This is a genomic window from Pseudomonas sp. CFBP13528 (assembly GCF_005233615.1).
Taxonomy (GTDB): domain Bacteria; phylum Pseudomonadota; class Gammaproteobacteria; order Pseudomonadales; family Pseudomonadaceae; genus Aquipseudomonas; species Aquipseudomonas fluorescens_AM.
In genome coordinates, this window is record NZ_QGAJ01000003.1 from 362,149 (window position 1) to 384,573 (window position 22,425).

Below are 22,425 nucleotides of genomic sequence, written 5' to 3' on the forward strand. Positions count from 1 at the left end.
CTCATTTCAAGGCCCTTTCGACGGCGTTGGTGAATATTGTCGGGGAGGCAAGCTGCATTTCGCGGCTGGCGATTTCTACCGCGACCTGCACGGTGCTGGCGCGGGTCAGGCGTTCGCCGCTGGCCAGGTCGGTAATCAGGTAATTGATCTTCAAGCGGTTCTCCCACTCCACCAGGCTGGCGCGCACGTTGAGGGTCTGGCCGAAGGTGGCGCCGCGCACGTAGCGCAGCTGCATGTCGATCACCGGCCAGGCATAGCCGGCGTCGAGCATCGCGGTGTAGTTATGGCCGATCTTGTCCAGCAACGCGCAGCGCGCCACTTCCAGGTACTTCACGTAATGCCCGTGCCACACCACATGCATGGTGTCGATATCGAAAAACGGCACGAGGATCTGAGTGTCGCAGTGCAACACGCCGGGGCTACGCATGCAGCCTCCAGTGTTGCTCGGCGATGCGTTGCAGGCACAGGCGCAGTTCGCCTTCCAGGGCGCGGTCTTCGATGACCGGCGGGAAGTCCTTGGCCAGTTCTTCGTGCATCGCAGCCAGTGCCGGTGGCAGCGCTCGTGCCTCTTCAGCCTGGGCACGCAGCCACACACCCTGGTTGGCGGCGAGCAAGGTGGCGGCGGCGACCTGTTCGGTCAGCTCGAGCACGCGGATCGCATCGCGGGCGGCGATGGTGCCCATGCTGACCTTGTCCTGGTTATGGCACTCGGTCGAGCGCGAGAACACGCTGGCCGGCATGGTGTTCTTCAGCGCTTCGGCGGTCCAGGCGCTGGTTCCGATCTGCACGGCCTTGAAGCCATGGTTGATCATTGCGCGGTCGGCCGGCGCGCCCGACAGGTTGCTCGGCAGGCCGTGGTTGTAACGCACGTCCACCAGCAGCGCCAGTTGGCGGTCGAGCAGGTCGGCGACATTGGCCACCAGGGTCTTGAGGCTGTCCATGGCAAAGGCAATGTGCCCGCCGTAGAAGTGCCCGCCGTGCAGCACGCGCTCCTCCTCGGCGTCGATGATCGGGTTGTCGTTGGCGCTGTTCAGTTCGATTTCGATAAACGCGCGCAGCCAGTTCAGGCTGTCGGCCAGTACGCCGAGCACGTGGGGCGCGCAGCGCAGGGAGTAGCGATCCTGCAGGCGGTGCAGCGGGGCGGTCGGTGCATCGATGGCCAGGTCCTGGCGCAGCCAGGCGGCGACCTGCATCTGCCCGGGGTGGGGCTTGACGGCGAACAGGCGCTCGTCGAAGTGTTCCGGGTTGCCTTGCAGCGCCACCACATTCAGCGCGGTGATGCGCGTGGCCAGTTGCAGCAGGTAGTCGGCGCGGGCGAAGGCCAGGCACGCAATGCCGGTCATTACCGCTGTGCCGTTCATCAACGCCAGGGCTTCCTTGGGGCGCAGCACCAGTGGTTCCCAGCCCAGTTCGCGGTGCACGTCGGCGGCTTGGCGGCGCTCGCCACGAAACAGCACTTCTCGCTCGCCGGAGAGCGTCGCAGCTACGTAGGACAGCGGCGTCAGATCGCCGCTGGCGCCCACCGAGCCTTCTTCAGGGATCAGCGGCAGCACGTCGTGTTCGAGAAATCCATGCAGGCGCTCCAGCAGTTCCACGCGCACCCCGGAAACACCATGGCACAGCGACTGCAAGCGCGCCGCCAGCACGGCGCGGGTGGCTTGGGCGTCGAGTAACTTGCCCAGGCCGCAACCGTGGAAGGTGTACAGATGACGCGGCAGCGCCTCGACGTGTTCGAGCGGCACCGCCACCACGCAGGAGTCGCCGTAGCCGGTGGTCACGCCGTAGATCACGCCTTCCTTGTCCAGCAGCGAATCAAGAAACTGCGCGCCTTTGGCGATGCGCTGGCGATACGCGGCATCGTCCTGCAATCGAGTGGGCACCTGACGGTTGGCCAGGGCCAGGACGTCTTCGATGCGCAGGGGGCGTTCGCCAAAGGTTATCGGCTCAAGAGGCGTGGTCATCGGTCTTCCAGAAAGGGTAAAAGTTGAACCATTGTTGCGGCGCTTGCAGGCAGAACTGGCCCAGGCGTGCGGCGTAGCGGGCGGCCCACTGGGCGATGACCTGCTCACGGGTGCTGCGCTTCCATTCGACCAACGGCGCGAAGGGCTCGATGGTCAGGCGATAGCGGCCCTGGTGCTTGAGGCACATCAGCAGGTTGACCGGGCATTTGAGCAGGCCGGCCAGCAGCCACGGGCCCTGGGGGAATGCGGCCTGCTGCCCGAGGAAGTCCACGCGCACCGTGCGCCCGCCGTGCAGCGGGATGCGGTCGCCGGCAATGGCCAGCCATTCGCCGTCGTCCAGGCGCTGGCTGAGCAGCAGCATGGTGGCCGGGTCCAGCTCGCTGACCTGGATCAGGCGCAAATGGGTCGCACCGGCTTCACCCAGCAGGCGATTGAAACGCTCGGCGTGCTTGGTGTGCACCAGCACGTTCATGGTGACCTGTTCGCCGATCTCCGCCAGCGCGCGGCACACTTCCAGGTTGCCCAGGTGCGCGCCCACCAGCATCTGCCCGCGCGCTCCACGCAACTGGCCGCGCAATTGCGCGGGGTCGTTGATTTCGATCTGCTCCAGGCGCAGCTTGCCGTTCCACACGTCCAGCTTGTCGAGCAGGGAGTCGGCGAAGGCCATGAACTGGCCGAACACCTTGGCGTGGGTCGGCAGCAGCTCGTCACGCCCGCTCCACTGCGCCAGGCGTTGCTGGTATTGCCAGGCGCTCTGGCGCGCGGTGCGGCCGAACAGGAAGAAGTAGAACACGATGCTGTAGAGCAACGGGCTCAACAGGCGCCGGCCTAGGACCTTTGCCGCGAACGCCGTGAGTTTCATCAGCCAGAAGCTGCCGCGCTCTTCGCGGTCGGCCCAGTGTTTGCTGCCGCCGCTCATGCCTGCCACCGACGCCACAGGATGGCGGGCGCGCGCACCAGCATGCCGAAGAACAGTCGCGTATGCATGGCGCTGATACGCACGTTGTCGTGCAACAGGCGAAAGTGCGACAGGCCGTCGGCGGGGTAATGCACCTGGGTCGGCAGCCAGCGCATCGGCTGGTTGCGCCAGGCCAGGCGCACGAGGATGTCCGAGTCGAAATCCATGCGCGTGCCGATGTAGGCCGAGTCCATCAGCGCCAGCGTGGGCGCCAGCGGGTACACGCGAAAGCCGCACATCGAGTCGCGAATCTGCAACGACAAGGTGTTGATCCATACCCACACGTGGGTCAGGTAGCGTGCGTAGAGACGGCCCTTGGGCACGCTTTCGTCGTATTCGGGATAGCCGCAGATGATCGCGTCGGGGTGCCTGCGGGAGGTGTCGATAAAGGTCTCGACTTCGCGCAGGTCATGCTGGCCGTCGGCGTCCACTTGCAGGGCGTGGCTGTAGCCCAGGCGCGCGGCTTCGCGAAAGCCCGCCATGACGGCGGCGCCCTTGCCCTGGTTGTGGGGCAGCGTCAGCAGGGTGACGTTATCGAGGGTAGCCAGTTGCGCCAGTATCGCCGCGCAGGCCGGGCTGCTGCCGTCGTCCACCAGCAGGCAAGGCAAGCCGCTGCCCAGCAGGCTGCGGACCACGGCGGGCACGGCGGCTTCGTGGTTGTACACCGGGATCAGGGCGCAGGGGTTATGCATGCGTGGCCTCCAGCACTATCCGGCCACTTGAGCAGGCAGCATCCCCGTGGCGATAGGCGAAGTACAGCTTGCCGCGCTCTTGGTCAAAGCGCAGGTGCAATTGGATGCGATCACCGGGACGCACCAGTTGCTGGAACTTGAGCACTTCCATGCCGGCAAACGTACTCGGCAAGTCGAGCAGTTGCTGGCCCAGGTTGAACGCCCATTCCACTTGCACCACGCCCGGCAGCACAGGCGTGACTGGAAAATGCCCGCTGAAATAGGCCAGGTCGGGCGGCACGCCCAGTTGCAATGTCCATTCGCCGTCGATTTCGACCTGCGCCAGCACGTCCGGCGCCTTGGGGCGGGGGGCCAGCAACAGCGCCTCGATATCGGCCTGGGGCAGCTTGCCCTGGCTGTTGAGCGGCAGTTGGCGCAGCAAACGCCAGCGGCGGGGCAAGGCCAGGGCTTCGCAATGCTGGCTCAGGTGCTGGCGCAGGGTTTGGGTCACCGTGCGCCGGCCCTGGTTGCGCAGAGCATGCAGGCCCTCTGCGCTCAGTACCACCAGGGCACCGAGTGACGCGCGGTTTTCCTGCACCACGCCCAGGCGGGTTTCAGCGACCCACGGATGGGTCATCAATGCCTGTTCGAGCATCGGCAGGGCGATGCGTTTTTCTTCCAGCTTGACGATGCGGTCCAGGCGGCCGAGCAGTTCGAAGCGGCCATCGGCATGGATGCGCGCGGCGTCGGCAGTCTGTTCGATATGCCCGGCGGGCAGGTAGGGCGAAGCAATGCGCAGGGCACCGTCGGCATCCTGGCTCAGGTGCACGTCGGCAAACGGCTGCCAGGGTTGTGCGCCCTGGCGCCAGGCGATGCCACCGGTTTCCGAGCTGCCGAGGATTTCCGTCGGCCACTGCTGCAAGCGGTCATAGAGGCTGCCGGCGGCTTCGACAGGCAAGGCCCCGCCCGAGGAAAACACCCGTGAGACCTGGCTCAGCGCCGGCCAGTCGAGGTTGTCGCCCATGCGCTTGAGCAGCGCCGGGCTGGCCACCCAGGCGAATGGCGAATGCTCGCGACTGGCGCGCTGCATGTCCTCGGGGAATGCCAGTTGCCTGCGCAAAAACGTGCGACCGGCGCACAGTGGCCACAGCACGCGGAACAGCAACCCGTAGATATGTTGGGTGGCGACGCTGCCGATGATGCAGGCGTCTTGCAGATCGGCGCCCCACAGTGCCTCCAGCGCCTGTACCTCATTGGCCAGCTGGCGCAGGGACTTGTCGATACGCTTGGGTTCACCGCTGGAGCCGGAGGTGCACAGGCTCAGTTGGCAGCGATCGAGGTCAAGGGCGGCAGGGCTCAGTGGCGTCTGGTACAACGCCTCAAGGTCCGCAGCCTGCGTCAGCCAGGCATCGACGACGGCATCCCAGCGCTGACGGGTTTGCGGCTGCAGGTCGGCGGGGAGCAGTACGCTGACCCCGGCACGCCAGGCGCCGAGCAACGCAATCGCCAGCACGCCGGCGTCTTCCAGGTGCACCGCCAGGCGCTGGATGCCGCGCGCCTGCAAGCCTGCCGCCAGGCGCAGGGACTGCTCCATCAGTTGAGCATGATTGAGCGCCGGCTCAGTGGTGACCCGGCGTTGTTCCTGCGGCTCGAGCAGCAGGTGCTCAAGTTTCAAACCTTTCATACGCGGCCTCGAACCCTTTGTCGTACCAGCCATTCCACGGCAAACAACAGCCCCATCAGCCCGTAGGCGATCAAGCCGTTGTACAACGTCCACCAGCTCAGCGGCGCCCACAAGGTGAGGGCGGCAGAGAGCAGGCCATTACACAGAAAAAACACGCTCCACACCACGGTGACCTGGCGCGTATACAGCACCGCGTTCGACGGCAGGTCCGGCTCAGTCATGCGCGCCAGGCGCTCGACCATCGGCGGCCCGTATTTCAGGCTCAGGCCGAACAGTGCCAGCATGAACCCACTGACCAGGCTGGGGTACCAGCGCAGCCATTGCGGGTTATCGAACCAGGCCAGCGCCAGGCAAAACACGATCACCACCAGCGCCATCCAGCGACTGCCGGGGCGTCGTGCAGCAGTGAACGCGCGCAGCAACCACAGGCTGCCCAACAGCAGGCCGAATTGCCATGGCGCAAAATGCTCGGTGCCGTAATACACCGCAAAGGGGTACAGCAGCCCCGCCAGCAACAGGCCAAGGCCGATCAGCCGGCTCATGCGGCGGGTTGGACCAGACGGTACACCGCCTCAACCACGTCATTGACGGTACGCACCGCCTTGAACTCCTCGGCGGCGATCTTCTTGCCGGTCTGGCGCTTGATATGGTCGATCAGGTCCACGGCATCGATGCTGTCGATTTCCAGGTCCTGGTACAGGTTGGCGTCCAGTGTGACGCGCTCGGGCTCCAGTTCAAACAGTTCCACCAAGGCGTCGCGCAGGGTGTTGAAAATATCGTCACGAGTTTGCATGGTCCGGTCTCAAGCTGCCTGTCTGGCCGTGACGAATGCCGCAAGGCTGGCCACGTTGGTGAAGTGATTGCGCGTGTCCTTGGCGTCGGCGTCGATCTTGATGCCGTACGTTTTCTGAATCGCCAGACCCAGTTCCAGGGCGTCGACCGAATCCAGGCCCAGGCCCTCGCCAAACAGGGTCTGGTCGCTGCCGATGTCGTCGGCGCTGATGTCTTCCAGGCCCAGGGCCTCGATGATCAGCGTCTTTATGTCGTGCTCAAGGCGGTGTTGGTCGCTCATCTTCGGCGAGCTCCTTAATGAAATAGTGATGCAGGTAATCGTTGAGCTTGCGTGACGCCTGGGGCGCGGGGCCCAGTGCGGCAAACGCGTGTGGTTCTATATCGGCCCCCACGCGCAAACTGAAGTGAAATCGGCATTTGGGAATGCGATACCAGGGCTCGGCCTTGGTCAGGGTGGTAGGGCTGACCTTGATCACCACCGGGGTGATGATCGTCGCACCGCGCAGTGCAATGGCCGCGCCGCCGCGATGAAAGGCCGGCGCGCTGCCTGGCGTGGTGCGGGTGCCTTCGGGAAAGATGATCAGGGTTTGCCCCGCGCGCAGGGCATCGGCGGCGGCATCGAGCATGTCGGCGCTGCCATCGTTGCTGATGTAGCCGGCGTCGCGCACCGGGCCGCGGGTGAACGGGTTCTGGAACAGGCTCTGCTTGACCACGCAATTGGTCTGGCGCATCAGGCCGATCAGAAACACGACATCGATCAGCGACGGATGGTTGGCGACGATCATCTGGCCAGGGCGGCCGAGCTTTTCCGCGCCCTCGACGCTGTACGTGAGGATGCCCAGCCCTTTCATCAGGCGAATGAAAAACCAGAACAGGCAACTGATGGTGTGGCGCGCGCGTCGTTGATGCTGCCTGGCGTCGCCCGGCAGGCAACTGAGCAGCGGGAACACCAGCAAGCGCAGGCACAGCCCGCCGACGCCGAATACAAAGAAGCTGGCGGCCGTGGCGAACAGGCGCCAGTAATAGGCCTGCCGTGGTTTGTCGTTCAGGACTTGCGTCGCCAGTTCCATACTCGGTTCTTCCAGGCATGTTGGCAGGCGCCCTGTTCGGTCAACAGAGTGCGCAGCAGGTTCAGGGCGTGAGGCCACTGGGTTTGAGTGAGTTGGACAGCGCTGCTGTTTAGTTCCAGTTGCCACTCGTCGCCCGGCGTCAGCAAAAGGCCCAGGGCATAGGGGAAGGGCACGTCAGCGATCCAGCTGGCGTACGCCTGGGGCGGTTGTTCTTCGGTCAGCACCAGCAACACGGCCGGGGCGCCTTCGTTGAGCAATGCGGCGGCTTCGAGCACGCCGTGTTCGAGGCCATCACCGGCGGCGGCGAGGGCAGTCATCTCGCTGGTTTCATTGCGCAGGATCGACCACAGGCCAATCACCGCGTTATGCACCGACAGGCTGAACTGGGTCGGCGACAGTGGCTGCTCGTTGGCCAGGTCGCTGAGGATGTCGAGGGTGCGCGGGGTTTCGCCGTGGCGGGAAATGAACACCAGCGGCAGGTCGTCAAGGCCTTCGGCCAGCAACCAGCCGACGCTGAACGCCATGCGCGCCAGTCGGCTCAGGCGGCGGCGCTGCATAGCTGGCAAAAATGACACATCGGGAGACGCGTCGCTGACAGGCAGCAACACCGGGTCCCGGCACCAGGCGTGCCAGTCGTCCGCACTCTCAAGGCCAGGAGCCCAGGCGCGCCATTGGGCGATGTTGAAGTTGATCACTGAGAAGTTATCCCGCCCCTGCGGGCTTCCATGTGCGGCCAATGGCCCCGGATTCCGGGACAGAGGACAATGGCCGAATGGCGCGCATTATCCCGGTGCTGCGGGGTTCTAGCAAATATTGGTTAAAATTTGTTCACGATTGTTCACAAATAAGTGGGAGGAATTTACAGATCGTCGGCGACCGAGGGGCGAACCGGATTGTGGCAGCGTTCCCATTCATTTGTGAGCCAGACACAGCGGATGGATGAACGAGGTAGCTAACCGGCGCTTTTGCGCTCTACACTCGGGTTATTCATTGATACGCGGAGGTTTTTCCATGCGGCGCGTGGTGTTCAATCAGAAAGGCGGCGTGGGCAAGTCCAGCATCGCTTGCAACCTGGCGGCCGTCAGCGCCAGCGAAGGTTATCGAACCCTGTTGGTGGACCTCGATGCACAGGGCAACTCCACCCAGTACCTCACCGGGCTGACCGGTGACGATATTCCCATGGGGATCGCCGACTTTTTCAAGCAAACCCTGTCTTCCGGGCCGTTTTCCAAGAAGAACAAGGTGGATATCTACGAGACGCCCTTTGACAACCTGCATGTCATCACCGCCACCCCGGAACTGGCGGACCTGCAGCCCAAGCTTGAGGCCAAGCACAAGATCAACAAGCTGCGTAAGCTGCTGGATGAGCTGAGCGAGGACTACGACCGTATCTATCTGGACACGCCTCCGGCCTTGAATTTTTATGCGGTTTCGGCGCTGATCGCCGCTGATCGTGTGCTGATTCCCTTTGATTGCGACAGCTTTTCGCGCCAGGCTCTGTATGGGCTGTTGGCTGAAATCGAAGAATTGAAGGAGGACCATAACGAGGGCCTGGAAGTGGAAGGTATCGTGGTCAACCAGTTCCAGGCCCGGGCAAGCCTGCCGCAGCAGATACTCGATGAAATGATTGCCGAAGGGCTGCCGGTGCTGCCGGTGTACCTGGCCAGCTCGGTGCGCATGCGTGAGTCGCACCAGGAGAGCAAGCCGCTGATTCACCTGGACCCACGGCACAAGCTGACGCAGCAGTTTGTTGAATTGCATAACCTGCTGGAAAACGCCTGATCCTAAGGGCTACACAGACCCAATGTGGGAGGGGGCTTGCCCCCGATAGCAGTGTGTCAGCTACAGATAAGCTGGCTGACATACCGCAATCGGGGGCAAGCCCCCTCCCACATTTGGATTGCATTTCAGTTGGGTTTCTGGGACTTATCCTACGAAGGCTGTAGGAGCGGTCTGGCAGCAGGGGATTGGCCTTGTAACCTTGCCTACAGCTACGCCAGAATCCGCCGGCTTGTGCGTCTGGATGGGGGCCTCTAAGGTTTGCCGGTCGCTGAATGTTCAGTGATCGGGTTTAGTAGCCCGCTCAGACGAAAGCATGTGCACCGCTCCAAACCATGGCGTTTCTTGCCTGTCGATGGTAGCTGTGCGCAGGGCACCTTCGGGTGCGCCGGGTTTTGCTTTCGTTCTACCGGTCTACTAACCTGCGTACAGCTGCCGCCCCTTGTTTAGTAGCAAGCAGGCGATGGCCCTGGCAGAGAACGAAAATATGAATTTATTCACCGTTACACCCAACCTCCCCACCGAAGCGCTGGTCATCAACAGCTACGAAACCTTCTCCTCGGTCCGCACCTTATTGCTCAATCTATCCAACGACCTCACCGGTGAACACCGCGATGTGGCTTTGGCTATCCATCAACTGAGCGAGCTGGGCGTCATGCTGGTCAGCCAGATGATGGACCGCCAAGCCCCACTGTCCCAAGGCTGAAACACGGACAAAATGTGGGAGGGGGCTTGCCCCCGATGGCAGAGTGTCAGGCACTTATGTGTCACTGATACACCGCTATCGGGGGCAAGCCCCCTCCCACACTGTCCTGTGGTGCTTTCCTGATCGGGTTACACACCCTGACTACGCAACCAACTCATCAACTGTGGCAATGGGAATGCCCCGCTCTGGCGCGCCACTTCCCGACCATTCTTGAACAGAATCAGACTCGGAATCGAGCGAATCCCCAACTGCGCCGACAGCTGCTGGTTAGCCTCACTGTCCAGCTTGGCCAACCGACACTTGCCTTCAAGCTGCCCGGCGGCCTGCTCGAATACCGGCGCAAACGACTTGCACGGCCCGCACCAGTCAGCCCACACGTCCACCAGCAACGGCAGGTCACCCTTGATCTGGCTGGCGTAGTCGCCCTGTTTCAATTCAAAGGGCTTGTTCAACAGAACAGGCTGCTTGCAGCGCCCGCATTTGGGCGCATCACCCAGACGTGCGCCGGGGATGCGGTTGAGACCGTTGCAATGAGGGCAGGGGATTACGAGAGGTTCAGACATCGGAGGCTCCTGGGGGCTGGCCAATAGGTTGTATCTGGTGCCGGGGCTGAGATTTATCAAGGCTGGATGCAGAGACTCATTCGCTCACAGTTTCTCCCGCGCCGAATGAGTCGTCTGTCTAGGCTTGCTGTTGTGCGCCATTGGTCTGTTTACGGCTATAGCAAATTGCGATAGTCGGAAATCAGGTTTAACCTCCATAGCAAGATGCGATAGGGACGTTGCATGCGAGTCATCAGTGAAAAGAGGATCTGGGAAGCAAAGGAAACATGGCCGCGCTCGGCAACGGCTTTGGACCAGTGGTATCGCGTGATCAAGCGCAACGCCCCAAGGACTTCGCTGCAATGAAAGCCATGTTTCCCGCCACGGACAAGGTAGGTGAATTTCATGTGTTTGATATCGGCGGTAACAAGCTGAGGTTGATCGCGTCGGTGCAGTATCGAATGCAGCGCGTTTACATCAAGCACCTGCTGGACCACCGCGACTATGAGAAGGACAAATGGAAGGAAAAAAACAGATGAGCGCGCTTATGCAAGTAGCGGCAGAACACTGGCAGTTCGTTTCGCCGGTGCTGCGCAAGCCGGAAAACGAGGCGGACTACGACGCACTGGTATGCGGTCTGGATGAGTTGTTGAGCCTCGTGGGTGAAGACGAGGACAGCCCGCTGATGAGCCTGGTCGACATTCTCAGTGACTGGATCGAAGCTTATGACCGTGAACACCGCCCAATGCCCGTCGCCAGCGGGGTCGATGTGCTGCGCTACATGATGCGCGAGCACAATCTCACCCAGAGCGACCTTCCGGGGATTGGGGCACAGTCAGTCGTCTCGGAGATATTGAGCGGAAAGCGCCAGCTCAACGTGCGTCAGATTCGTTGGCTGGCCGAGCGTTTCGGGGTGTCCGTGGAGACCTTTATCTAAGCGGTCAAGACGAACAACTGATCTCCAGATGCTTGCCCCAATCCGGCGGCCGCTGTGCATACTGCTCCATCCCCGCTTGTTCCTCGAACGGCCTGGTCAGCACTTTATGCAGGCGCCGCACTTCGCTGTAGTCCCCGGACTCGGCGGCGGCGATAGCGTTCTGGGCGAGGTAATTGCGCAGGATGTACAGCGGGTTCACGGCATGCATGCGTTCGCGGCGCTGTGCCTCGCTGTCGTCCCCGTCCCTTGCAACACGGGCCTTGTATCGCTCGGCCCAGGCATCGAAACCGGCCAGGTCGACAAAGTCGTCACGCAAACGCGCCACGGCCAACGCCGCTGATTCATCGCCCAAACGCCGGAAGAACAGGGTGTAATCCACACCGCTGTTCTGCATCAGTTTGAGTAAGTGCTCCACCAGCTTCTGATCATCTTCTTCGGCGGTCGTCAGCCCCAACCGGCGGCGCATCAGGTCCAGGTAGTGCGCCTGGTACAGCGGCAGGTACAGGCCCAGGGCTTCTTTGAGTGCGTCGACGCTGATAAACGGCGTGAGCGCCTGGGCCAGTGCGCTGAGGTTCCACTGCCCGATCGGCACCTGATTACTGAAGGAGTAACGCCCTTCATGATCGGAATGGTTGCAGATGAAGTGCGCGTCGAAATCATCCAGAAACGCAAATGGCCCGAAGTCGAAGGTGATGCCCAGGATCGACATGTTGTCGGTGTTCATGACGCCGTGGCAGAAACCATATGCCTGCCATTTGGCGATCATCTCGGCGTTGCGCTCGACGATTTCGCGGAACATCGCGAGATACGGCTCAGGCTGTTCGCGGCACTCGGGGTAATGCAGGTTCAGTACGTGTTCGGCCAGCTCGGCCAACTGCTCGGGCTTCTGGGTGTAGTAGAAGTATTCGAAGTGCCCGAAGCGGATATGGCTGGGTGCCAGGCGCAACACCATGGCCCCGCGTTCCTGCTTTTCACGCCACACCGGCGTGCTGGAGCCGATCACGCACAACGCGCGGCTGGTGGGGATGCCCAATGCATGGAGGGATTCGGAGGCGAGGAATTCGCGGATCGAGGAGCGCAACACCGCGCGCCCGTCGCCCATGCGTGAATAAGGCGTCATGCCGGCGCCCTTGAGGTGCAGGTCCCAATGCTCGCCGGCCTGGTTATACACCTCGCCCAGCAGCAACCCTCGGCCATCGCCCAGTTGCGGGGTGTAGCCGCCGAACTGGTGCCCGGAATAGACCATCGCCCGCGGCTGCGCTTCGGCCCACAGTTTATGGCCGCCGAACAGTTCGGCAAACACGGGCGTTTCGGCCACGGCCGGGTCGAGGTCGAGCAGGGCCATGGCGGCGTCGCTCGCCACCACCAGGCGCGGCTCGTCGATGGGCTCGGGCAGCACGTGGGTTGAGAACGCATCGCCCAGGCGTGCGAAGCGGTTGTCGAAGGTCAGTTCGTCGAGGGCTTTCACCGGGCATCTCCAGCAGGATGCCCCAGCATTTCGCTGGGGCTCAGTTCGTTAGTCGAGTTTGCTCGGCGGGGGTTCAGGCGCATCTTCGACCTTTGCGGCGGGCGGCTCGGGGGCATCCTGCTCGGGCGGGGTGATGGTCTTGCGCTCATCCTCGGCCGGCACCAGTTTGTATTCCTGGCCGTGGAGGTTTTTCAGGTAGATCTCCATCTGCCGGAACGAGATGTTGATGTGCTGCTTCTTGAACTCACGGTTGATAAAGCGATTGACCTCGTCCAGCACCGGGTTGCGGTCGCCCAGGTCGCGCACATGCATGCGCAGCTCGTGGTCCAGCGTGCTTTCGCCAAAGTTGAGGAAGTACACATGGGGTTCAGGTTCTTTCAGTACCCGCGGGTTTTCCCGTGCGGCCTTCAGTAACAATTCCTTCACCAGGTCCAGGTCGGAGCCGTAGTCCACGCCCAGCTTCAGGGTGACACGAGTGATGGTGTCGGTCAGTGACCAGTTGATCAGTTGCCCGGTAATGAAGGTCTTGTTCGGGACGATGATGTCTTTGTTGTCAAAGTCGGTGATGGTGGTGGCGCGGATGCGGATCTTGCTCACCGTGCCTGACAGATTGCCGATAGTAATGGTGTCGCCGATGCGCACCGGGCGCTCGAACAGGATCATGATGCCGGAGATGAAGTTGGCAAAGATCTCCTGCATGCCGAAGCCCAGGCCCACCGACAGCGCTGCGACCAGCCATTGCAGCTTGTCCCAGCTCACACCAAGGGTGGACAGCGTGGTGACAAACCCGACGCCGGCGATGATATAGGACAGCAAGGTGGTGGTGGCGTAGGCGCTGCCTTGGGCCAGGTCCAGCTTGGAGAGCACCAGTACTTCCAGCAGACCGGGCAGGTTGCGCGCCAGGGCGAAGGTGATGCCGATGATGATCGACGCACCGAGCAGGTCGCCGATGCTGATGGGCACCATGCTGATATTCGCACCCGTGCCGCTGGTGTATTCGTACAGCGTGACGTTATCCAGGTAGGAAAATACCGAGATCAGGTCCGACCATACCCAGTACAAGGCCGCAATAAAACCGCCGAGCAGGGCCAGGCGGATCAGGCGCAAGGATTGTTCGTTGACCTTTTCGATGTCCAGTGTCGGCTCTTCCACCACGGCTTCGCCTTCACCGGCATCCTTGGCGGCTTGGCGTTTGGCCAGCGCTCGTGCGTAGGCCAGGCGCCGGGCGGCGACGCTCAGCCAGCGTACAAAGGTGGCCTCGATCACCAGCCAGAACATCAGCAGGTACAGGGTGTTGATCAGCCGGTCGCTGAGTTTCAGCGCGGTGTAGTAGTAGCCAAAGCACACGGCAATGAATAACGCGATCGGCAGGGCGGTGAACACCAGCCCGATGGTCTTGCGAAACAGCGAGGCCTTTTCGTGGGTTGGGCTATTGAGCAGCAGGCGACTGAGCAGCCACGCCATCAGGCCGTAGCACGTAAGGACCACGGCGATGCCCAGCACGTCTTCGGCGAGTGCCGCCGGTTGGTGCTCGGCGATGGCCACCACGGCCACCAGGGCCAGTACCACCAGCCCGAGCTTGCGCACCCAGCCCTGGAGGAATTCGACCTGGGGCTTTTCCCAGCGAAAGTGCAGCTCGGCCACACCGCCGGGCGCGAGGATGCGGTAAGCGGTGTAGAACACCAGCCACGCCTGGGCGATCTGCAGCAGGGCCGAGCCCAGGTTGGCGTTTTGCCCACGGGCGTCGATCTGCAAGGCATAGCCGCACAGCGCCAGGCCCAGGGATACTGGCATTGCCAGCAGGATATTGATCAGGATCGCCTGCGGCGTGTGCCACTGGCTGTCGCGCTTGAAGTGACCGATGTCCAGGTGAACCTTGTTCAGGCGCTGATACAACGCCTTGCGCCGCCACAGCAGCGCGCCGATCAACAGCAGCAGCGGCAGGAACAGCAACGGGCGCTGGGTCAGGCCGTCATACAGCTCGCTGACGCTGGAGGCCCAGGGCAGGGTGGTGACTTGCTTGCTCAGGTGCGCCGGTACGGTTTCCAGCCACTCGGTGTCCAGCGGCTTGTTGCTGGGGATCCAGAACATCTGCTCATCGAGCGTGGCGCGCAGGGTGGTCGCGGTGCTGAGCAGTTGTTTCTGGTTCAGTTGCAGGGTGATGGATTCGTTGAGCAGCGCGCTCAATTCACGGCTCAGGCGCTCCAGCAGGTCGCTGCGGGTGATCGCCAGTTCCAGCAGGGTGCGGCGCAATTGCGGGGTGACGTCGTCCGGCGGCTGGTTGGCCAGCAGGTTATCCACATAGGCGCTGGGAGAGCTGATCAGCTCACGCTGTTGGTTGACCTCGAACTGGTACAGGCGAATGTTGGCGATGTCGTCGGCCAGGTCGCGGTCGACGGTCAAGCGCGGCAGCGCCTGTTTCTGTTTGTAGAGGATCTTGGACAGCAGCAGGCTGCCCTTGAGTACGTTGATCTGTTCGTCCAGCGCCGAATCGCTTTGGGTCACGGTGTCCAGTTGCTGCTTGGTCTGCAGGTTTTTCTGGGTCAGGTCGTTGAGGCGGTCGGTGCTTTTGAGCAGGTAGTCGGAGAGCTTCAGGTTGGCCGCGCTTTCCGTGGCCAGCAGGCTGCTGCCGCCGGCTTTCTGCGCTTCGATGGACTGTTGGGTCACCGTCTGCTGGGACTGGGCCAGGCGTTTCTGGTTGATCAGGGTTTGCAGGTCCTGGATTTCCTGCTCCAGGCGCGCGGTTTTTTCCTGGATCAGGTCGTGCTGGCTGTTGCCCAGGTCTTGCAGCTGGCTGTTGCCGGCCAGTTCCTGGCGGCGCAGGGGGATCAGCGCATTCAGGGCGGCGAGTTCGGCGTTGAGCTGGTTGCGCTGGTCGGCGTTGAGGGCTTTGCCGTTGTCTTTGCCGGTCTTGAGGATCGCATTGATTTGTTGGATGCGCGTCTGGCTGCTGCTGATCTCGGTCTGGGCGCGCTCGGGCCGGGTCTGGGCGGCGATGGTCAGGCTGTTGGCGTCGGCCAGCTCTTTTTGCAGGTCGCCTTGCTGGGTGCTGCGCTGCACCAGCAATTGCTCAAGCTGCGGCACGGGCAGGCTGGCGTAGCGTTGGGCCACCGGGACGATTTTGGTGGCCTTGAGCCGGGTCAGCTCGCGCTGGTTTTCGACGGTCTGGCGCGGCGCGTCCTCAAGCTGGCGTTTGAGATCGGCCAGGCGCTGCTCGTAATCCTGCTTGTTGGCCAGGTACGTCAGGGTTTGTTGCAGGATGCCCTGCAATGCCTTCATGTCGGCGTCGGGCAGCTTGCGGTCGGGCAGCTTGTCCAGGGTTTGCTGGATAGCGTCGGCGCTGGGCGGGTCGGCGGCGTGGACGGTGCCGACACAAAGGGTCAGGCCCAGCAGGGCAGTAGCGAGAAAAGTGCGCAGGGTTGGCATAGAGACCGGTCGAGCAAGGTGAAGAATCGGGGCGTTGTCGCCCCGCAGTTTAGAGGAAGAGCCCGGGGCCCGGGCGACTTCCTTCGGGGAATCTGACGCCGACTTTGCCAATCTTGTTCCCGTCCATGACCGCGACGGTCCAGATGGTGTTGTTCCACTCCACCTGGTCGCCCACCACCGGCGCGCCGCCGACTTTCTGGGTGATGAAGCGGCTCAACGGCATGTCCGGGTCGATACCCTCGAGCTTGAGCCCGTACAACGCCGACACCGCGCCCAGCTGGGCGTCGCCTTCCAGAACGAAGTCGCCGAAGAAGCGCAGGTCCAGGCCTCGTTGCGGTGCCTGGCTGAACAGTTTGCCCAGGGCCGGCAGGTTGTGTTCATGGCCGATGACGCAGAGCAAATCATCGACTTCCAATACCGTACTACCCGACGGATGGAGCAGTTGCTGGCCACGGAACAGCGCGGCAATCCGCGTGCCCTCAGGCATTTTCAGCTCGCGCAGGGCAGCACCGATGCACCATTTTTCCGCACCCAGGCGGTAGACGAACAGCTCCCACTCACTGGTGACGTGCACTTCCAGGGCGGCGCGGGAAATCGGCGCCGGGTCCGGCGGTACGGTGACTTTGAGCAACTTGGCCACCCACGGCAGGCTGGTGCCCTGCACCAGCAGCGACACCAGCACGATAAAGAACGCCAGGTTGAAGTACAGCTGCGCGTGGGGCAGGCCGGCCATCAGCGGGAACACCGCGAGGATGATCGGCACCGCGCCGCGCAGGCCGACCCAGGCGATAAAGGCCTTTTCGCGACCGTGGAACGCCTTGAACGGCAGCAGGCCGACCATCACCGACAGCGGCCGCGCAAACAGGATCATCCACAGTGCCAGGCCCAGGGCGGGCAGGGCGATGGGCAGCAAGTCATGGGGCGTGACCAGCAGGCCCAACACCAGGAACATGCCGATCTGCGCCAGCCAGGCCATGCCGTCGAGCATATGCAGGATGCCGTGGCGGCTGCGCACCGGACGGTTGCCGATCACCAGGCCGCACAGGTACACGGCGAGAAAACCGCTGCCGTGCAAGGCGTTGGTCAGGGCGAAGACAAACAGGCCGCCGGCGATCACCAGGATCGGGTACAGGCCGTTGGCCAGGTTGATGCGGTTGACCATTTGCAGCATCAGCCAGCCGCCGCCCAGGCCAACCAGGCCGCCGATGCCGAATTCGCGGATCAGGTGGGTCAGCAGGCTCCAATGCAGGCCGGTCTGGCCGCTGGCGAGCATGTCGATCAGGGTCACGGTGAGGAACACCGCCATGGGGTCGTTGCTGCCCGATTCGATTTCCAGGCTGGCGCTGACCCGTTCGTTCAGGCCCTTGCCGCCCAGCAGCGAGAACACTGCCGCAGCGTCCGTGGAGCCGACGATGGCGCCGATCAGCAAGCCCTGGATGATATTGAGGTCGAACAGCCAGGCTGCGGCCATGCCGGTGAGGCCGGTGGTGATCAGCACGCCCACTGTGGCCAGGGACAACGCCGGCCAGAGCGCCACACGGAAACTCGCCACCCGCGTGCGCAAACCGCCGTCGAGCAGGATCACGGCCAGGGCGAGGTTGCCCACCAGATAGGCGGTCGGATAGTTATCGAAGATGATGCCGCCGCCATCGACGCCGGCGATCATGCCCACGGCCAGGATGATCACCAGGATCGGGATGCCCAGGCGCGACGACAGAGAACTCACCAGAATGCTCGCACTCACCAGCAACGCGCCGATCAAGAACAGGCTGTTGATGGTCGTCGCATTCAAAGGCAGTACTCCAGAGCAGGGAAGACAGGGCGCAAACTGACCATGCAGTCTGCGTGCCAGGGATTCTAACCTGTTGAATTGCTGCGCTGTCAAAAAGCTTTTGTGGGGGGAATCCCATAATGAAGGTTCCGACCCCATTCCAAATGTGGGAGGGGGCAGGCCCTGATGCCAGTGTAGGAGCGAGCTTGCTCGCGAAAAACTCACAGGCACCGCGTTCATTCAGGAAGCACGCGTTTTCGTTGACGTTTTTCGCGAGCAAGCTCGCTCCTACAGACTGGCATTAGGGCAAGCCCTTCCCACATTTTAATCCCGTGCCGCCAGTCAGAGGCGGAAGCGGCCGACCATCCCGTTCAAATCCACGGCCAGGCGCGACAGCTCGTTGCTCGCCGCGCTGGTCTGGCTGGCGCCTGTGGCCGATTGCACCGACAGGTCACGGATATTGACCAGGTTGCGGTCGACTTCCCGTGCGACCTGCGCCTGTTCTTCCGCCGCGCTGGCGATCACCAGGTTGCGCTCGTTGATCTCGACAATTGCGGTGTTGATGGTGTCCAGCGACAGCCCCGCGCCCTTGGCGATGTTCAGCGTCGATTCGGCGCGCTCGGTGCTGTTGCGCATCGAATCCACCGCATGCTCGGTGCCGGCCTGGATGCTGCCGATCATGCGCTCGATCTCGCTGGTGGACTGCTGGGTACGATGGGCCAATGCGCGCACTTCGTCGGCCACCACGGCAAAACCTCGCCCGGCCTCACCGGCCCGCGCCGCTTCGATAGCCGCGTTGAGGGCCAGCAGGTTGGTCTGGTCGGCCAGGCCACGGATCACGTCCAGTACCTTGCCGATATCGCGCGATTCATTGGCCAACTCACCAATCAAGGTCGCGGTGGCTTGTACGTCGCCGCTCATGCGTTCGATGGCGCTGACGGTTTCCTGCACCAGGTCACGCCCGTCGCCGGCGGAGGTGGTGGCGTTGCGCGAGGCTTCAGAGGTGCTCACGGCATTGCGTGCGACTTCCTCGACCGCGCTGGTCATTTCGTTGACGGCGGTGGCGGCTTGTTCGATTTCGTTGTTCTGCTGGGTCAGGCCGCGCGCGCTTTCGTCGGTGACGGCGTTGAGCTCTTCGGCGGCCGACGCCAGTTGCGTGGCCGAGCCGGCGATGCGTTGCAGGGTGTCGCGCAGTTTGTCCTGCATCTTGGCCATGGCGGCGAGCAGGCGGCCGGCTTCGTCGTTGCCATCGACCTTGATCGGGCGTGTGAGGTTGCCTTCGGCCACTTCTTCCGCCGCTTCCAGGGCCTGGGAGATCGGCACGGTGATGCTGCGGGTCAGCAGCCAGGCGAACAACAGGGTCAGCGCGGTGGCGATCACCAGCAGGCCCACGACCATGTTGAAGGCCAGGTTGTACTGGTCTTCGGCCTGCTGGTTGGTGTCCAGGGCCATGGCGTTATTGATTTCCAGCAGGCGGTTGAGTACCCCGTTGACCTGCTCGGAGTTGGTCAGCAGTTCGGTATTGAGCAGGCTGCGCAATTCGTCGACCTGATTGGCCCGTGACAGGCTCTTCATGCGCTCTTCGATCTGATGGTACTGAGCCAGCAACCGCACGTATTCATTGTAGGTCGAACGCTCTTCGCCGCTTTCGATCAGCTTTTCATACACGCCTTGGGCGGTGCGGATCTGCTGGTTGCGCAGGTCGAAGGCTTCCAGGGTCTTTTGCTGCACGTCCGGCTCGCGGTTGGTCAGCAAGCGGTACGACAACACACGCAGGCGCAATGTCAGTTGGGTGAACTCGTCGAGGGCGCGGATGCTGGGTACGCTGGCCAGGGTGATGTCTTCGGTGGCCGCTCGGATCTTGCTCATCTGGTTCAGCGCGAACACGCCGAGAAACAACATCAAGGCGCCAATAAACGCGAAGCCGAGGAAGGCCCTCGGCGCGATATTCATATTACGAAGAGACATGCTGGAATCCTGGGGGGAGCGCGATCCGTGCGGCCATGAGACGGGGTGTGCATCGTGTATCGGCCCTACGACTAAAGTCTTAAGGGGCTGTGCGTTTTTGTCGCATCTGACCAGGGGGTTTGAGCGATTCAGGAACCAGATCGGGTAATTGCAGTCACTAAGGCTCGAAAGTGCGGCCCGGGCCTTTGGAATCGGGCTGCGCGCCAGGGATAACCCTGGCATCCGAGGTGATTTTTCTTTATCGTCACCGCCCTTTTAAAAGCCCGAGAAATCAAAATGTTAGAAGCATCCCTCAGCCAACTGGAACAACTGGTCAGCGACCTCGTACAGCAGAATCAAGACCTGCTGGGCAGCAACGAATCCCTCAAGGCGGAGCTTGCCCTTGCCAGTGACGAAAACGACAGCCTGCAACTGAACCTGATGGAACAGGAAGAAAAACACGGCGCCACCGCCGCCCGTATCCAGGCACTGGTTGAGCGTGTAAGCGCAGGGCCTGTCAGCGCATGAACGAAGGGATAAAGGTCGTTTCGATTCTCGGAGAGGATTACTCGATCAAGGCGCCGGCCGGGGAAGACCAGACCCTGATGCACGCCGTGACCATGCTCAAGGCCTCCCTGGCCACCACCAAGAAAAAGTACCCGACCCTGATCGGCGACAAATTATTGGTACTGGCCGCGCTGAACCTGTGCGCCGAGCAGATCGAAATGCAGCAGGCTCACCAACAGGAACTCGACCGTTACCAAGAGCAAGTCAGCGCCACGGTCGAGGTGATTTCCAAGGCGATCCAGCCCTAGAACCACGCATCCTGCATGCCCAGGCACGTATCGTCACGTGCCTCCAGAATCGCCAGTTCATGATGGCAGCCTGGTACTTCCCAGGTCAGGAAGTACCGGGCGGCCTGGAGCTTGCCTTTATAGAAGGCCACATCGGCCGCGTTGTCCCTGGCCAGTCCTTCTTCGGCGCGAATCGCCTGTTCCAGCCAGCGCCAGCCAATCACCGTGTGCCCGAACACCTTCAGGTACAGCGCCGAGTTCGCCAGGCTGCTGTTGACCTTGCCCTGGGCGAGATCGCCCAGCAGGCCGAGGGTGACGCGTTGCAGGCCATTGACCAGTTGCTCCAGCGGCTCCCTTAGCACGGTCAGCGATGGGTATTGCTGTGCCCGTGCGCCTGTCTCGGCGATCAGCCGAATCAATTGCTTGAGCCCGGCGCCACCGTTCTGCGCCAGTTTGCGCCCGAGCAAATCCAGGGACTGGATGCCATGGGTGCCTTCGTGGATCGGGTTCAGGCGGTTATCGCGGTAGTACTGCTCCACCGGGTATTCACGGGTATAGCCATGACCGCCAAGGATCTGGATCGCCAGTTCGTTGGCCTTGAGGCAGAACTCCGACGGCCAGGATTTGACGATGGGGGTGAGCAGGTCCAGCAGTTCGTGGGCCTGTTTGCGCTCGGCGTCGGTCGGCAGCGTGGTGGTGTCGTCGAACAGCCGTGCGGCGTACAGGCCCAGGTCGAAGGCGCCTTCGACATAGGCTTTTTGTGTCAGCAGCATGCGCTTGATATCGGCGTGCTGGATGATCGACACCGGCGCGGTGCCTGGATCTTTGCTGTCCGGCAGGCGGCCTTGCGGACGTTCGCGAGCGTACTCCAGCGAGTAAAGGTAGCCCGCGTAACCGAGCATCACCGCCCCCATGCCCACACCGATCCGGGCTTCGTTCATCATCTGGAACATGCAGCTCAGGCCCTGGTGCGGTTTGCCCACCAGGTAGCCGACACAGTTGCCGTTATCGCCGAAGTTAAGCGCTGTGGACGTAGTGCCGCGCCAGCCCATCTTGTGAAACAGCCCGGCCAGCAGCACGTCGTTGCGCTCGCCCAGGCTGCCGTCATCGTTGACCAGGAATTTGGGCACGATAAACAGCGAAATGCCCTTCACCCCGGCCGGTGCGTCAGGCAGCTTGGCCAGCACCATGTGTACGATATTTTCCGACAGCGGGTGGTCGCCGCCGGAGATAAAGATTTTATTGCCCTTGAGTCGATAGCTACCGTCGGCCGCAGGCTCTGCGCGTGTACGAATATCCGACAAAGACGACCCGGCATGCGGTTCGGTGAGGGCCATGGTGCCGAAGAAACGTCCGTCGATCATTGGTTGCAGGAAGCGTTGTTTCTGCTCCTCGGTACCGAAGCTTTCGATCAGGTTGGCAGCGCCCATGGTCAGGAATGGGTAGGACGTGGACGCGGCGTTGGCCGACTGGAAGTGCGCAAAGCAGGCCTGGGACAGCAACGTAGGCAGCTGCATGCCACCGGCGTCGAAACTGCGCGCGGCGTTGAGGAAGCCCGCCTCGAGAAACGCGTCCACGGCCGGCTTTACTTCCGGAATCAGGATCGCCTTGCCGTCTTCGTAACGCGGTTCGTTTTCGTCGTTCTTGCGGTTGTGGGGCGCGAAGTACTTTTCGGCGATGTTGCGCGCCGTGCTGATGGCGGCATCGAAGGTTTCACGATTGTGCTCGGCAAACCGCTCGCGCTGGGTCAGGCCCTCGGCATCGAGGACTTCGTACAGCTCGAAAGCCAGATTGCGGGAACTGAGCAGCGTCTCGGACATGGCGGATTACCTTTTAAAAGTATGCCGCAGTCTAGGAGTGCTAATAAAAATGGGGAAGGAAGATAGATGGGGGTGATGGGGCGGCACAAGTTGCGAGCC

General features: G+C 62.3%; 21 protein-coding genes and 1 pseudogene. 6 read left to right on the forward strand and 16 right to left on the reverse strand.

Translation table 11 applies throughout. The features are described 5' to 3' along the window. Nucleotide 1 precedes the first annotated feature (1 nt). From PspCFBP13528_RS08305 to PspCFBP13528_RS08350, 10 genes are read right to left on the reverse strand one after another with little or no spacing between them, the layout of a single operon-like run. Nucleotides 2-427 (reverse strand): acyl-CoA thioesterase, encoded by a 426-nt coding sequence (locus PspCFBP13528_RS08305; protein WP_065950157.1) that lies wholly within the window; start codon nucleotides 425-427, stop codon nucleotides 2-4. Beyond that, nucleotides 420-1,961 (reverse strand): aromatic amino acid ammonia-lyase, encoded by a 1,542-nt coding sequence (locus PspCFBP13528_RS08310; protein ID WP_137199973.1) that lies wholly within the window; start codon nucleotides 1,959-1,961, stop codon nucleotides 420-422. Before PspCFBP13528_RS08310 ends, PspCFBP13528_RS08305 begins: the two co-directional genes overlap by 8 nt. Next, nucleotides 1,945-2,880, reverse strand: coding sequence for a glycosyl transferase (locus PspCFBP13528_RS08315; protein WP_137199974.1), 936 nt, complete (start codon nucleotides 2,878-2,880; stop codon nucleotides 1,945-1,947). Before PspCFBP13528_RS08315 ends, PspCFBP13528_RS08310 begins: the two co-directional genes overlap by 17 nt. Beyond that, a complete protein-coding gene (locus tag PspCFBP13528_RS08320) occupies nucleotides 2,877-3,611 on the reverse strand; it encodes a glycosyltransferase family 2 protein (protein ID WP_065950160.1) in 735 nt (244 codons plus the stop codon). Before PspCFBP13528_RS08320 ends, PspCFBP13528_RS08315 begins: the two co-directional genes overlap by 4 nt. Continuing rightward, nucleotides 3,604-5,274 (reverse strand): AMP-binding protein, encoded by a 1,671-nt coding sequence (locus PspCFBP13528_RS08325; RefSeq protein WP_137199975.1) that lies wholly within the window; start codon nucleotides 5,272-5,274, stop codon nucleotides 3,604-3,606. The genes PspCFBP13528_RS08320 and PspCFBP13528_RS08325 overlap by 8 nt, the downstream gene beginning before the upstream one ends. After that, nucleotides 5,271-5,816 carry a hypothetical protein gene (locus PspCFBP13528_RS08330; RefSeq protein ID WP_137199976.1) on the reverse strand — a complete coding sequence of 182 codons (546 nt, stop codon included), beginning with the start codon at nucleotides 5,814-5,816 and terminating at the stop codon, nucleotides 5,271-5,273. Before PspCFBP13528_RS08330 ends, PspCFBP13528_RS08325 begins: the two co-directional genes overlap by 4 nt. Then, entirely contained in the window at nucleotides 5,813-6,067 is a 255-nt protein-coding gene (locus PspCFBP13528_RS08335; RefSeq protein WP_003209389.1) for an acyl carrier protein, read from the reverse strand. Before PspCFBP13528_RS08335 ends, PspCFBP13528_RS08330 begins: the two co-directional genes overlap by 4 nt. 9 nt (nucleotides 6,068-6,076) lie before the next feature. Next, entirely contained in the window at nucleotides 6,077-6,346 is a 270-nt protein-coding gene (locus tag PspCFBP13528_RS08340; protein ID WP_065886594.1) for a phosphopantetheine-binding protein, read from the reverse strand. Continuing rightward, complete coding sequence (locus PspCFBP13528_RS08345; RefSeq protein ID WP_065950162.1) at nucleotides 6,324-7,136, reverse strand: lysophospholipid acyltransferase family protein; 813 nt, start codon at nucleotides 7,134-7,136, stop codon at nucleotides 6,324-6,326. The genes PspCFBP13528_RS08340 and PspCFBP13528_RS08345 overlap by 23 nt, the downstream gene beginning before the upstream one ends. Next, nucleotides 7,112-7,831, reverse strand: coding sequence for a beta-ketoacyl synthase chain length factor (locus tag PspCFBP13528_RS08350; protein ID WP_137199977.1), 720 nt, complete (start codon nucleotides 7,829-7,831; stop codon nucleotides 7,112-7,114). The genes PspCFBP13528_RS08345 and PspCFBP13528_RS08350 overlap by 25 nt, the downstream gene beginning before the upstream one ends. 316 nt (nucleotides 7,832-8,147) lie before the next feature. On the opposite strand from PspCFBP13528_RS08350, the gene PspCFBP13528_RS08355 reads away from it, so the two are divergent. Next, entirely contained in the window at nucleotides 8,148-8,918 is a 771-nt protein-coding gene (locus tag PspCFBP13528_RS08355; RefSeq protein WP_065950164.1) for a ParA family protein, read from the forward strand. Between the two features lie 484 nt (nucleotides 8,919-9,402). Further along, on the forward strand, nucleotides 9,403-9,621 hold the full coding sequence (locus tag PspCFBP13528_RS08360; RefSeq protein ID WP_178084422.1) for a DUF6124 family protein: 219 nt from the start codon (nucleotides 9,403-9,405) through the stop codon (nucleotides 9,619-9,621). Between the two features lie 128 nt (nucleotides 9,622-9,749). Here the strand turns inward: PspCFBP13528_RS08360 and trxC are convergent, their stop codons facing one another. Next, nucleotides 9,750-10,184, reverse strand: a complete 435-nt coding sequence (gene trxC / locus PspCFBP13528_RS08365) for a thioredoxin TrxC (protein WP_057724391.1) — start codon at nucleotides 10,182-10,184, stop codon at nucleotides 9,750-9,752. A 222-nt stretch (nucleotides 10,185-10,406) separates the two neighbouring features. Here trxC and PspCFBP13528_RS08370 point away from each other — a divergent pair. Together PspCFBP13528_RS08370 and PspCFBP13528_RS08375 are read left to right on the forward strand one after the other, a co-directional pair. Further along, nucleotides 10,407-10,702 (forward strand): annotated as a pseudogene (locus tag PspCFBP13528_RS08370) (type II toxin-antitoxin system HigB family toxin). After that, nucleotides 10,699-11,100, forward strand: a complete 402-nt coding sequence (locus PspCFBP13528_RS08375) for a transcriptional regulator (RefSeq protein WP_065950167.1) — start codon at nucleotides 10,699-10,701, stop codon at nucleotides 11,098-11,100. Before PspCFBP13528_RS08370 ends, PspCFBP13528_RS08375 begins: the two are co-directional and overlap by 4 nt. 4 nt (nucleotides 11,101-11,104) lie before the next feature. Here the strand turns inward: PspCFBP13528_RS08375 and PspCFBP13528_RS08380 are convergent, their stop codons facing one another. The 4 genes from PspCFBP13528_RS08380 to PspCFBP13528_RS08395 form a co-directional block, all read right to left on the reverse strand. Further along, entirely contained in the window at nucleotides 11,105-12,568 is a 1,464-nt protein-coding gene (locus PspCFBP13528_RS08380) for a YdiU family protein (RefSeq protein WP_137199978.1), read from the reverse strand. Nucleotides 12,569-12,616: 48 nt separating this feature from the next. After that, entirely contained in the window at nucleotides 12,617-15,994 is a 3,378-nt protein-coding gene (mscK, locus tag PspCFBP13528_RS08385; protein WP_101218995.1) for a mechanosensitive channel MscK, read from the reverse strand. 49 nt (nucleotides 15,995-16,043) lie between these two features. Continuing rightward, nucleotides 16,044-17,786, reverse strand: coding sequence for a potassium/proton antiporter (locus PspCFBP13528_RS08390; RefSeq protein WP_065950170.1), 1,743 nt, complete (start codon nucleotides 17,784-17,786; stop codon nucleotides 16,044-16,046). 321 nt (nucleotides 17,787-18,107) lie between these two features. Beyond that, nucleotides 18,108-19,733 carry a methyl-accepting chemotaxis protein gene (locus PspCFBP13528_RS08395; protein ID WP_101218993.1) on the reverse strand — a complete coding sequence of 542 codons (1,626 nt, stop codon included), beginning with the start codon at nucleotides 19,731-19,733 and terminating at the stop codon, nucleotides 18,108-18,110. Nucleotides 19,734-20,009: 276 nt separating this feature from the next. Between PspCFBP13528_RS08395 and PspCFBP13528_RS08400 the strand changes: the two genes are divergently transcribed. Together PspCFBP13528_RS08400 and PspCFBP13528_RS08405 are read left to right on the forward strand one after the other, a co-directional pair. Next, nucleotides 20,010-20,240: a hypothetical protein gene (locus PspCFBP13528_RS08400; RefSeq protein WP_137199979.1), complete on the forward strand. Its 231-nt coding sequence runs from the start codon at nucleotides 20,010-20,012 to the stop codon at nucleotides 20,238-20,240. Further along, nucleotides 20,237-20,527, forward strand: coding sequence for a cell division protein ZapA (locus tag PspCFBP13528_RS08405; protein WP_057724383.1), 291 nt, complete (start codon nucleotides 20,237-20,239; stop codon nucleotides 20,525-20,527). The genes PspCFBP13528_RS08400 and PspCFBP13528_RS08405 overlap by 4 nt, the downstream gene beginning before the upstream one ends. On the opposite strand, the gene PspCFBP13528_RS08410 is transcribed toward PspCFBP13528_RS08405, so the two are convergent. After that, a complete protein-coding gene (locus tag PspCFBP13528_RS08410) occupies nucleotides 20,524-22,326 on the reverse strand; it encodes an acyl-CoA dehydrogenase (RefSeq protein ID WP_137199980.1) in 1,803 nt (600 codons plus the stop codon). The genes PspCFBP13528_RS08405 and PspCFBP13528_RS08410 overlap by 4 nt on opposite strands. Nucleotides 22,327-22,425 lie beyond the last annotated feature (99 nt).